The organism is Dysosmobacter sp. Phy, assembly GCF_054476235.1.
This window is the reverse complement of the sequence record NZ_CM136997.1, coordinates 2,232,233-2,244,126: the sequence shown is the minus strand read 5'-3', so window position 1 is coordinate 2,244,126 and position 11,894 is coordinate 2,232,233. Positions and strand designations below refer to the sequence as shown.

7 protein-coding genes, 4 tRNA genes and 3 rRNA genes are annotated in these 11,894 nt (G+C 59.9%); 1 reads left to right on the top strand and 13 read right to left on the bottom strand.

Annotation, left to right across the window (positions count from 1 at the left end):
• Nucleotides 1–25: 25 nt before the first annotated feature.
• From rrf to ACVDHE_RS11010, 11 genes are all read right to left on the bottom strand, one after another.
• Nucleotides 26–141, bottom strand: a 5S ribosomal RNA gene (gene rrf, locus ACVDHE_RS11060).
• 71 nt (nucleotides 142–212) lie between these two features.
• Nucleotides 213–287 (bottom strand) — tRNA-Glu (locus ACVDHE_RS11055).
• Nucleotide 288: 1 nt separating this feature from the next.
• Nucleotides 289–364 (bottom strand) — tRNA-Lys (locus ACVDHE_RS11050).
• Nucleotides 365–457: 93 nt separating this feature from the next.
• Nucleotides 458–3,299 (bottom strand): 23S ribosomal RNA (locus tag ACVDHE_RS11045).
• A gap of 266 nt (nucleotides 3,300–3,565) precedes the next feature.
• Nucleotides 3,566–3,642: transfer RNA gene (locus ACVDHE_RS11040), tRNA-Ile, on the bottom strand.
• A gap of 79 nt (nucleotides 3,643–3,721) precedes the next feature.
• Nucleotides 3,722–3,797, bottom strand: a tRNA-Ala gene (locus tag ACVDHE_RS11035).
• A gap of 112 nt (nucleotides 3,798–3,909) precedes the next feature.
• Nucleotides 3,910–5,439: ribosomal RNA gene (locus tag ACVDHE_RS11030) — 16S ribosomal RNA — on the bottom strand.
• The 16S, 23S and 5S rRNA genes sit together here with 4 tRNA genes alongside, the layout of an rRNA operon.
• Nucleotides 5,440–5,529: 90 nt before the next feature.
• A complete protein-coding gene (locus ACVDHE_RS11025; RefSeq protein ID WP_458884600.1) occupies nucleotides 5,530–5,838 on the bottom strand; it encodes a hypothetical protein in 309 nt (102 codons plus the stop codon).
• 174 nt (nucleotides 5,839–6,012) lie between these two features.
• On the bottom strand, nucleotides 6,013–6,882 hold the full coding sequence (locus ACVDHE_RS11020) for a DegV family protein (RefSeq protein WP_458884599.1): 870 nt from the start codon (nucleotides 6,880–6,882) through the stop codon (nucleotides 6,013–6,015).
• Between the two features lie 149 nt (nucleotides 6,883–7,031).
• A complete protein-coding gene (locus ACVDHE_RS11015) occupies nucleotides 7,032–7,607 on the bottom strand; it encodes a dipicolinate synthase subunit B (RefSeq protein WP_458884598.1) in 576 nt (191 codons plus the stop codon).
• Nucleotides 7,604–8,452, bottom strand: coding sequence for a dipicolinate synthase subunit DpsA (locus ACVDHE_RS11010; RefSeq protein ID WP_458884597.1), 849 nt, complete (start codon nucleotides 8,450–8,452; stop codon nucleotides 7,604–7,606). The genes ACVDHE_RS11015 and ACVDHE_RS11010 overlap by 4 nt, the downstream gene beginning before the upstream one ends.
• Nucleotides 8,453–8,565: 113 nt before the next feature.
• On the opposite strand from ACVDHE_RS11010, the gene ACVDHE_RS11005 reads away from it, so the two are divergent.
• Nucleotides 8,566–9,249, top strand: a complete 684-nt coding sequence (locus ACVDHE_RS11005) for a YjjG family noncanonical pyrimidine nucleotidase (protein WP_458884596.1) — start codon at nucleotides 8,566–8,568, stop codon at nucleotides 9,247–9,249.
• A gap of 58 nt (nucleotides 9,250–9,307) precedes the next feature.
• Here ACVDHE_RS11005 and ACVDHE_RS11000 read toward each other — a convergent pair whose 3' ends face one another.
• On the bottom strand, nucleotides 9,308–10,453 hold the full coding sequence (locus ACVDHE_RS11000) for a hypothetical protein (RefSeq protein ID WP_458884595.1): 1,146 nt from the start codon (nucleotides 10,451–10,453) through the stop codon (nucleotides 9,308–9,310).
• 71 nt (nucleotides 10,454–10,524) lie between these two features.
• Complete coding sequence (locus ACVDHE_RS10995) at nucleotides 10,525–11,871, bottom strand: CCA tRNA nucleotidyltransferase (RefSeq protein WP_458884594.1); 1,347 nt, start codon at nucleotides 11,869–11,871, stop codon at nucleotides 10,525–10,527.
• Nucleotides 11,872–11,894: the final 23 nt, after the last annotated feature.

The following is an 11,894-nucleotide window of genomic DNA, read 5'->3' as shown; positions in this document are numbered from 1 at the left end:
ACACACTCATGCGAGTGTGTCTCAGTGTTGGCGCTACCTATTTTCCCGGGCCGTCGCCAGCCAAGTATTGTCGGCAGGAACGAGCTTAACTACCGTGTTCGGAATGGGAACGGGTGGACCCTCGCCCTAATCAGCACCAACTTCTGTCTTCCGGTCTTGCCGGAGAACATCCTGTATTATATTGTCTTTCGCTCTCTTTGTCAAGAAGAGTTTGGTGACCCGTACCGGATTCGAACCGATGTTAACGGCGTGAGAGGCCGCTGTCTTAACCACTTGACCAACGGGCCATGGTGCACCTTCACGGACTCGAACCGGGGACCCACTGATTAAGAGTCAGTTGCTCTACCAACTGAGCTAAAGGTGCATACTCTTCTTTTCACGAGCGTGCGCTTTTCGCTGCACCCTCAAAACCGAACAATGTGACATCCATTCCTTCAGGCCGCCTGCTTTCTTCTTGTAGGTCAAGCCCTCGGGCTATTAGTACCGGTCAGCTGCATGCATTACTGCACTTCCACCTCCGGCCTATCAACCAGGTAGTCCTCCTGGGCCCTTACCCTCTTTCGAGGTGAGAGATCTCATCTTAGGGGGAGTTTCACGCTTAGATGCTTTCAGCGTTTATCTCGTCCGTACTTAGCTACCCAGCTATGCCCTTGGCAGAACAACTGGTGCACCAGAGGTACGTCCATCCCGGTCCTCTCGTACTAAGGACAGCTCCCTTCAAATCTCTTACGCCCGCAACAGATAGGGACCGAACTGTCTCACGACGTTCTGAACCCAGCTCGCGTGCCACTTTAATCGGCGAACAGCCGAACCCTTGGGACCGAATTCAGCCCCAGGATGTGACGAGCCGACATCGAGGTGCCAAACCTCCCCGTCGCTGTGGACGCTTGGGGGAGATCAGCCTGTTATCCCCAGGGTAGCTTTTATCCGTTGAGCGATGGCATTTCCACTCACATACCACCGGATCACTAACTCCAACTTTCGTTACTGCTCGACCCGTCGGTCTCGCAGTTAGGCTGGCTTCTGCGTTTACACTCACTGCACGATTTCCGTCCGTGCTGAGCCAACCTTTGAGCGCCTCCGTTACACTTTAGGAGGCGACCGCCCCAGTCAAACTGCCCGCCTAACAGTGTCCCCCGACCGGATTCACGGCCGCAGGTTAGAAAATCAGCAATCCAAGAGTGGTATCCCACCGGCGACTCCACCCAAGCTGACGCCCGGGCTTCCATGTCTCCCACCTATCCTGTACATGAATTACCGATTTCCAGTATTAAGCTGCAGTAAAGCTCCATGGGGTCTTTCCGTCTAGTTGCGGGTAACCGGCATCTTCACCGGTACTACAATTTCGCCGGGCGGGCTGTTGAGACAGTGCCCAAATCATTACGCCTTTCGTGCGGGTCAGAACTTACCTGACAAGGAATTTCGCTACCTTAGGACCGTTATAGTTACGGCCGCCGTTTACCGGGGCTTCAATTCAATGCTTCACCTTGCGGCTGACATCTCCTCTTAACCTTCCGGCACCGGGCAGGCGTCAGCCCATATACGTCATCTTTCGATTTAGCATAGACCTGTGTTTTTGGTAAACAGTTGCTTGGGCCTTTTCACTGCGGCCTCTTTCGAGGCTCCCCTTATTCCGAAGTTACGGGGTCAACTTGCCGAGTTCCTTAACAACCCTTCTCCCGTTGGCCTTAGGATTCTCTCCTCATCTACCTGTGTCGGTTTGCGGTACGGGCACCTTAGTATACCCCAGAGCTTTTCTCGCCTCCAAGCATCGCCGACTTCGCTACTATATTTCGCTCCCTTTCGCCCGGGTCAACCAACGCCCGGGTTCGGCTATCTCAAAGTGTCCCTCTGGCTTAAAGTTCGGTGGTTACGGAATTTCTACCGTATGTGCATCGACTACGCCGTTCGGCCTCGCCTTAGCTCCCGACTTACCTTGGGCGGACGAACCTTCCCCAAGAAACCTTAGATTTTCGGCCATTATGATTCCCACATAATTCTCGCTACTCATTCCGGCATTCTCACTTCTGTACAGTCCACCGCTGCTCCCGCTGCGACTTCGCCCCGTACAGAACGCTCCCCTACCACTGTCTTTCGACAATCCCAAGCTTCGGTTATACGCTTAGCCCCGTTACATTTTCCGCGCAGAGTCACTCGACCAGTGAGCTATTACGCACTCTTTTAATGAGTGGCTGCTTCTAAGCCAACATCCTGGTTGTTTTCGCAATTCCACATCGTTTTCCACTTAGCGTATATTGGGGACCTTAGCTGTGGGTCTGGGCTGTTTCCCTTTTGACAATGAAACTTATCTCACACTGTCTGACTGCTATGCATCAATTAGCCGGCATTCTTAGTTTGATAGGCGTCGGTAACTTTATCAGCCCCTAAACCATTCAGTGCTTTACCTCCGGTAATCTAACATAACGCTAGCCCTAAAGCTATTTCGGGGAGAACCAGCTATCTCCGAGTTCGATTGGAATTTCACCGCTACCCACAAGTCATCCGCCACCATTGCAACGGGGGTCGGTTCGGTCCTCCATGGGGTTTCACCCCCACTTCAACCTGCTCATGGGTAGGTCACCCGGTTTCGGGTCTATGGCAACGAACTTTACACGCCCTATTCAGACTTGCTCTCGCTTCGCCTCCGGTACTGAATACCTTAAGCTTGCTCGTTACTATAACTCGCCGGACCGTTCTACAAAAAGTACGCCATCACGCATTAACGCGCTTTGACTGCTTGTAAGCACAAGGTTTCAGGTTCTCTTTCACTCCCCTCCCGGGGTCCTTTTCACCTTTCCCTCACGGTACTGCTCCTCTATCGGTCATCAGGTAGTATTTAGGCTTGGATGGTGGTCCACCCGGTTTCCCACGGGGTTTCACGTGTCCCGCGGTACTCTGGATCCGATCGAGTGCACATCGCCTTTCGCCTACGGGGCTCTCACCCTCTGTGGCGGGCCTTCCCAGACCCTTCGGCTAAACTAGTGCACCGTATGATCGTCCGCAACCCCGGAGAATAAATCCTCCGGTTTGGCCTTCTCCGCGTTCGCTCGCCACTACTAGCGGAATCTCGGTTGATGTCTTTTCCTCGCCCTACTTAGATGTTTCAGTTCAGGCGGTTCCCCGCGTACGCCTATTTGATTCAACGCACGCTACACAGGTATTGCCTGTGTGGGTTGCCCCATTCGGAAATCTCCGGATCACAGGATATTTGCTCCTCCCCGAAGCTTATCGCAGCTTATCGCGTCCTTCGTCGGCTCCTGATGCCAAGGCATTCCCCTTGCGCTCTTTTCAGCTTGACCTTTCAGTCAGAGAAATCTTGGTTCTCTTAAGAATTATGCAGGCTTCACAAAGATTGAAATTGTAATCGTTACCCTCATCTTTTCAGATGTGTTCCACAATTAAAATTTGCTTGCCGCGTCTTTTGACGCAGCAACCTCTCTGTTGCCTTACTTCATACATGTCACATTGTTCAGTTTTCAAGGTGCAGCTTTTCCAGCCTCGTTTGAAGCCAGATCTCAAAGTCCAATCCATTGGGCTTTGAGATCCGACAGCAAATGCCGTCTTCTGGTGGGCCCGAGTGGGCTCGAACCACCGACCTTACGATTATCAGTCGTACGCTCTAGCCAGCTGAGCTACGGGCCCGTCTCTCTCAGATCTTACGACCTGTTGAAAGCGCCTTATTAAAGTTTTCTTTGCCTACTTTCTTTTTCAAAAGAAAGTATGGTGGAGATAGTCGGGATCGAACCGGCGACCTCCTGCTTGCAAGGCAGGCGCTCTCCCAGCTGAGCTATATCCCCTCGTATCCCCTAGGGCGTGTACCCTCTAAATTAAACAACGTAACTACTCGACGCTCCAAACGTCTGACCAGGATGTTACGACCAGATATCTCACTGATCGAGGTCTCCTTAGAAAGGAGGTGATCCAGCCGCACCTTCCGATACGGCTACCTTGTTACGACTTCACCCCAATTATCGAACCCACCTTCGGCCGCGCCCTCCTTGCGGTTAGGCTACGGACTTCGGGTGTTCCCGACTCTCATGGTGTGACGGGCGGTGTGTACAAGGCCCGGGAACGTATTCACCGCGGCATGCTGATCCGCGATTACTAGCGATTCCGACTTCACGCAGGCGGGTTGCAGCCTGCGATCCGAACTGGGACGGCTTTTAGGGGTTCGCTCTGCCTCGCGGCTTTGCCTCCCTCTGTTGACCGCCATTGTATTACGTGTGTAGCCCAGGACATAAGGGGCATGATGATTTGACGTCGTCCCCACCTTCCTCCGTTTTGTCAACGGCAGTCTCGCTAGAGTGCTCTTGCGTAGCAACTAACAATAGGGGTTGCGCTCGTTGCGGGACTTAACCCAACATCTCACGACACGAGCTGACGACAACCATGCACCACCTGTCTCTGCTTTCCCCGAAGGGCACCTGATGTATCTCTACTTCGTTAGCAGGATGTCAAGCCCTGGTAAGGTTCTTCGCGTTGCTTCGAATTAAACCACATAATCCACCGCTTGTGCGGGCCCCCGTCAATTCCTTTGAGTTTCAACCTTGCGATCGTACTCCCCAGGTGCAATACTTATTGTGTTAACTGCGGCACGCAGGGGGTCAGTCCCCGCACACCTAGTATTGATCGTTTACAGCGTGGACTACCAGGGTATCTAATCCTGTTTGCTCCCCACGCTTTCGCGCCTCACCGTCAGTTGTCGTCCAGTAACCCGCCTTCGCCACTGGTGTTCTTCCTAATATCTACGCATTTCACCGCTACACTAGGAATTCCGGTTACCTCTCCGATACTCAAGACCGACAGTTTCAAATGCAGTTTGGAGGTTGAGCCTCCAGATTTCACATCTGACTTATCAGCCCGGCTACACGCCCTTTACACCCAGTAAATCCGGACAACGCTTGCCACCTACGTATTACCGCGGCTGCTGGCACGTAGTTAGCCGTGGCTTATTCGTCAGGTACCCTCTTCTACTGTTCCCTGACAAAAGAAGTTTACAACCCGAAAGCCTTCTTCCTTCACGCGGCGTTGCTGGGTCAGACTTGCGTCCATTGCCCAATATTCCCCACTGCTGCCTCCCGTAGGAGTCTGGGCCGTATCTCAGTCCCAATGTGGCCGGTCAACCTCTCAGTCCGGCTACTGATCGTCGCCTAGGTGGGCCGTTACCCCGCCTACTAGCTAATCAGACGCGAGGCCATCTTCCAGCGATAAATCTTTGGCATGTCCGGGATGCCCCGGTCATGCATCATGCGGTATTAGCAGTCGTTTCCAACTGTTGTCCCCCTCTGGAAGGCAGGTTCCTCACGCGTTACTCACCAGTCCGCCACTAAGCATTCCCTTCACTTGGCCGAAACCTCGATCAGGGGTGCTCCGTTCGACTTGCATGTGTTAAGCACGCCGCCAGCGTTCGTCCTGAGCCAGGATCAAACTCTCTATAAAATGGTATCAACACGAGCCGTAGCTCGAGCTAATCTTTCATAGAGCTATTTTCCATAGCTTCATCTTTTGCCTCCGCGACCGGTAATTGACTCAACCCGGTCCTTCAGCTTCTTTGGTTCTTCTTCCGTGATCTCTCACAAAAGAAGCGTCCGTCTGGTGCTTTCTTTTCGTTACGTTGTTTAATTTACAAGGTGCACGCCGCTCCCGGCGGGTGAGAAATACTGTACCACAAAGTTCGTGGCTTGTCAACACTTTTTTCGGAATTTTTTGTTTTCCAGTGTTGCGCTCCGTATCACTCGTGCCGGACAGCTTTGTTAGAATACCAAAGGCCTTCGGAAAAGTCAACCCTCTTTTTCCCGGTTTGTGGATATTTTTCGAGGTCCGATCTATTTTTTCCACATTTTGGTTTTTCTCGCTGTCATGCGCTAATGTCGATTATATCTATCATTAGTTTTACTTATTGATTTGCGCGGATTTTACACCGGTCTTTCGTCATTTTAACCGGAAGCCCTAAATATGTGGAAAAACCGGCGGCATTTCTCCACAGGAAATGCCGCCGGTACAACTGCGGTTTCAACGGTGCTCCGCCAGGAAGAACAGCGTCACAAGGCCCGGACCAGTGTGTGCGCCGATGATGGGGCCCAGGTCGGCGATCAGCACCTCTCCGGGGTGAAAGGCCGAGCGGATCTGCTCCGCCAGGGCCTGGGCCTCCGGCAGGCAGTCCGCGTGGTTGATGAGGACCGTCTCCTGGTCCGGCAGGGCAGTCTCCTGCATATGGCGAAACAGGGCCTGGATGGCCGCCTTGCGGCCCCGCACCTTCTCCATGGGGATCAGGTGGCCCTCATTGTCCACATGGAGCACCGGCTTGATGGTGAGCATGGTGCCCACCACGGCCGCTGCTGAGGACACCCGGCCACCCCGTTTCAGGTACACCAGATCGTCCACGGTGAACCAGTGGCCCACGTGGAACTTGGTCTCCTCGGCAAAGTCCCGGACATCCTCAATCGTCGCCCCGGCCTTTCGTTTCCGGCCCGCCAGCAGCACCAGCAGGCCCTGCCCGCCGGAGGCGGCCAGCGTATCTACCGTGTAGATCTTCCGGTCCGGATACCGCTCCCGCAGGTCCTCCGCCGCGATGGCGCAGGCGTCCCGGGTGCTGGAGAGGCCGGAGGAAAAGCACAAAAACAGCACGTCCCGGCCCTGGCGCAGATGCTTTTCCATCCCCTCGGTCAGCTCCACCACGTTGGCAGCGGCGGTGACGGCCACGGCCCCCTCCCGCATTCTCTGATAGAAATCTTTGATCGGATAGGCCCGGGCATCGGGATAGTGGGGGTAGTTCTTCCCGTCAATGGTAAAGGACAGGGGCAGCACCTCTACATCCGCTTCGGTCACCAGTTCCGGCGACAGATCACAGGAGGACTCCGTCAGGATCACGTACTCGCTCATGTCGGCTTTGTTCCTTTCCTCAGTCCCCGCCATTTTCCCGGCGGAAACGTTTTTCGTTATGATACCACAAATGGTCCGCTATTTCCATATACAATTCTGACAATCGCAGGCGGACGAAAAAAGCGGGAGGGACCTCCCTCCCGCTTTCTTCACCGCAGCAGCACCGGCTGGATCTGCTCGCCCCGGAGGGCGGCATCCACCGTCTCCGGGATCTTGGAAAAGTCCGCCACCAGAGAGCTGGGCTTCGCTTGGGCATTGTCCTGGCCGAAGGGCACGAAGTAGTAGTTCTTGCGCACCAGCAGCTCCCCGATGTTCCGGGCTCCGGCCGCCAGACCGTCGTTGCTGGCCATGGCGATCACCACCGGCCGGTCGTTGCGCAGGTGGGCCTTGGCCGCCATGGTGACGGCGGTGTCGGTGATGCCCGCCGCCAGCTTGGCGATGGTGTTGCCGGTGGCCGGCGCGATCACCAGCACATCCAGCAGCCCCTTGGGGCCGATGGGCTCCACCGCCGGGATGTCGCACAGGACCTCCTGCCCCGTCAGATCCTCCAGGCGCTCCATCAGGGCGTCGGAGGTACCGAAGCGGGTGTCGGTGAAGGCGGTCAGCTCCGAGGCGATGGGGATCACCGTCTCATAGAGTTCCGTCATCTGCTCCAGGGCCTCCAGGACCTGGGCGTGGGTACAGAAGGAACCGCACAGCGCAAATCCGACCCGTTCTTTTCTCACACTGAGTCACCTCGTTCTTCCATCATGTAATAGACCGCGTCCCGGATGACCGCCGCCGCGGTGCGGGGCACCAGCCGCCCCGGCAGGGAGCGGGCCCACACCCAGGGCAGCCCCAGGGCCGCCGCGGCGGTCTGGTCGATCCCCGGGACCGAGGCCAGATCCACGCACAGGCAGTCCCCGGGCAGCTGACGCAGCAGCGGTCCGTCCAGGACCGGGGAGGGGACCGTGTTGAACACTGCGCCGAAAGCCTCCAGACGGCCATCCAGGTCCCCGGTCTCCAGGGCCCGCCAGCCGTAGGCCCGAATCCAGGCCAGGTCCCCGGGCCTGCGGGCGGTGGCAGTCACATGGGCGCCCAAGCCGTGGAGCCGGTGGCTCAGGAGCTTTCCGATGCGGCCGAACCCCAGCACCAGGCAGTCCAAGCCCAGCAGCGTCCGGGCCAATCGCTCCATGGCCACCTGGACGGCGGCCTCTGCCGTGGCGGCGGCGTTGGCCACGGTCAGCTCCTCCCGGAGGAAGTAGTCCTCCAGCCGGAGCCCCCGCTCCTCCGCCTCCCGCCGCTGCTGAGGCTTCACCTGCCCGGCCAGCAGCAGCTGTCCCCGGCGGAACCGCCGGAACAGGTCAGCGGTGGGCATGGGCGCGTCCTCGCAGTTGAGGACTCCGTCCCCCCGGCACAGCGGCAGGGGCAGGATCACCGTCTCCGCCGACACGGCCCGGTCCAGGGCCTCCGGCCCCGTGCCGGCGCCGCCGACGCCGTAAGTAAAAACGGTATGTCCGTCCGCTTCCAGCAGCCGCACCAGCTCCGCCTGCCGCCGGTCTCCGCCGATCACTCCAAAGGTCTTGTTCATCCGGCATTCCCCCTCGCACCATGTTATGGCGGGAGGGCCGCGGAGGTGATTGCCAGGCGCGGATCATTGTGGTAGGATAAACTTGACAAATCACCCCGAAAGGACACCCAGCCATGAAGTATCCCTACCTGCTCTTCGACGCCGACGACACCTTATTTGATTTTCCCCGGGCCTCCGCCCGGGCCTTCTCCATCATGTGTGCCCGGCACGGCATCCCCGACACGCCGGAGGTCTATCAGATCTATCACGAGATCAACCTGGAGCTGTGGACCGCCTTCGACCGAGGGGAGGTCACCAAGGAGTTCGTGACGCTGGAGCGGTACGTCCGCTTTCTCCGGGCCCTGGGCTCCGCCGAGGACCCGGCCCGGTGCAACGCCGACTATCTCTCCGCCCTGGGGGAGGGCGTCTACCCCCTGCCCCACGCGGAGGAGGTCTGCCGGACCCTGGCCCAGCGGGGCCACCGGCTGTACATCGTCACCAACGCCGTGGCCTCCGTTCAGCGCAGCCGCCTGAAGGGCAGCGTCTTTTCCCGCTATATCACCGACGCCTTCATCTCCGAGGACGCCGGGGCCTCCAAGCCCAGCGCCGCCTACTACGACTATGTCCGCCGGTGCCTGCCGGACCTGACGGTGGAGAACAGCCTGGTGATCGGGGACTCCCTGGCTACGGACATCCGGGGCGCCAACAACGCCGGGCTCCAGTGCTGCTGGTTCAACCCCGGCGGAAAGTCCCGGCCGGAGGATCTGCGGATCGACTACGAGATCTCCGACTTGCGGGAACTGCTGGAGATCGTGTGAGACAACCCACAACTATATAAAACACGGCGCCGGGAGAAATCCCGGCGCCGCGCCCTTTTCAAAATACCTGCCACCCCGCCTCAGGAGCTTGGGTGTCCGTCTCCGGGGTGTACAGATAGCACTGCCTGTCCCGGAAGGACAGGGCAAAGGCGCTGCCCCAGTCGTCCCGGAACACGCCGTCGGTCCCCAGGCTGCCGGAAAAATAGTTCACGCAGTAGGCGTAAACCGTCTCCCCCTGGAGGCTCAGGACCACGTACTGGTCCGGCGCGCCCGCCTCGTCCGTCAGGGCCAGTACACAGTCGGTGCAGCCGTCGCCGTCCACATCCAGCCAGGTAAGCCGGGAGAGCGTCTGCGGGCTCTCGGCCCAGGGGTCCACGCCGCCAGGGGCCAGGTAGTCCCCGAGGGCCATCTCCCCGGTGTCGCCGCCAAAGCCGTCGGCGCTGACGCCCACCAGGGGCCGCTCCCCCGCCAGCACCGCCTCGATCGCGGCCCGGGCCGTCTCCGAGGCCGTCTCCGCCGTCCGCTGGCGGCCATAGTCGTCGATGGGCAGCGTCAGGGGCTCCACCGGGACGGTCCCCGTCTCCTCCTGCATCCAAAGTCCCAGGGTGGTACGGGCCTCCCAGAGATACCGGCTGCCGGGGACGATGTCCGTCATGTCCGTATATTCCGCGTCCGGGTCTGTCAGAGTCTCTTCGAACACGGTCTCCTGTTCCAGTGTACCGTCCGCCAAACGCAGCTCCTCCACATAGTGTGCGCCCATGTGGCCCCAGTTCCATACCATGGCGTTCTCACCGGGGCTGGTATAGAAGCTGGTGTCGCCGGAGGGCAGGTCCCCCGCCAGCGCCATTTCCCCATCCCGGAAGGTGTAGATCTGCGTATGATCGGCCGCCTCGCAGTTGCCGAAGCGGACCAGCAGCTCCGGCACGCCGTCCTTGTCGATGTCGTAGAGCACATAGCCGCTGCTCAGAGCCCCCACCTCGCCGGGGTAGGCATTGGGGTCGTAGTCCGGCCGGTCTGTATCCCGCACCGCCGCCTCCTGAGTGCACAGCTCCGTGAGGAACGCCTTGTATGCACTCCGCCAGGGCTCCGCTTTTGTCTGCTCCGCCGCCGGGGCGTCTGAAGTCGTCCCCGCAGGGGCGCACCCTGCCAGCAGGCCGCAGACGGCCAGGGCTGCCAGCAGCTGTACGTTCCGCTTTCCGTTCAAAAAAAGCACCGCCCTTTCACCGTTTGACAACAGTGTAAGGGCGGTTCGGCTTTATGTCAACTTCATTTCAGTTACAATTTTTCTCCGCCTGGGACTTTCCCGCAGCGGCGGCGGGCATACTCCAGCTGGGCGGCGCGGTCGTTGGGAAGACGCTCTTCGATCACCGCGTCCAGCAGCGCCTCCAGGGTCTCCCCCACCGCCGGGCCGGAGAGGCCCAGGGCCAGCAGGTCTCCGCCCCGGACCGCCAGCTGATCCAGGGACACGCAGGCTCCCTCGGCCAGCAGATGATCCAGGATGGCTTCCGCCCTTCCGACCTGCTCCTGCATGGCCCGGTAGGCCGGGTCCTGGGCCAGGTTGTCCGCCCGCTTGATGCGCAGCAGCCGCCGCAGGTCCGTCTCCCCCAGCTGCCGCAGGGCCGACGCCACGCCGGGCCGGGTCCGGGGGATGTTCCGGTCGTGCCACGCCACCAGCCGGACCACTGTCTCCCGGGTGGCGTTGTCCGCCCGGAGACGGCGGAGCATCTCCTCCGCCAAGGCGGCGGAGCGGGCCGGGTGGCCCTTGAAGTGGCCGCAGCCGGCCTCGTCGATGGTGCAGCAGCCGGGCTTTCCGATGTCGTGGAGCAGCATGGTCAGCCGCAGCTCCAGCTCCGGCGGCACCTGTGCCAGGGCGTGGAGCGTGTGCTCCCACACGTCGTAGCAGTGGTGGCGGTTGCGCTGGGGAAAGCCCACCATGTCCAGCACCTCCGGCCAGAACACGCCGATGACCTCTGGGTACGCCCGCAGGGCCTCCGCCGCACCGGGGGCGGTCAAAAGTCCTTTCAGTTCGGCCCAGATCCGCTCCGGGGCGATCTGGGTCAGCAGAGCCCGGTTGGCCCGGAGGCTCCGGTCTGTCTCCTGCTCCACCGCAAAGCCCAGGGCCGCGGCGAACCGCACCCCCCGGAGGATCCGCAGCGCGTCCTCCCGGAACCGCCGGTTCGGCTCCCCCACGCACCGCAGCAGCCCGGCGTCCAGGTCCGCCCGGCCGCCCAGGGGGTCCGCCAGTTCACCCCGGAGGTCCAGAGCCATGGCGTTGACGGTGAAGTCCCGGCGGCACAGGTCCTCCTCCAAAGAGTCGGTGAAGGTCACGGACTGGGGACGCCGGTGGTCCCGGTAGGTCCCGTCCCGGCGGAGGGTAGTTACCTCCACCACTCCGCCGGCGGTCCTGACGGTGACGGTGCCGTGGGCCAGGCCCGTGGGCACGGCCCGGTCCCCGAAGATGGCGAGGACCCGCTCCGGCACCGCGGCGGTGGTCACGTCCCAGTCCTGGGGCGTCCGGCCCAGGAGACTGTCCCGCACGCAGCCGCCCACGCACCAAGCCCCAAAGCCCGCCCCCTCCAGGGCCGACAGCACCTGCGCCGCGTGTTCCGGGATCTTTACCATGTCCGCACCGCCTCTCTTTCTCT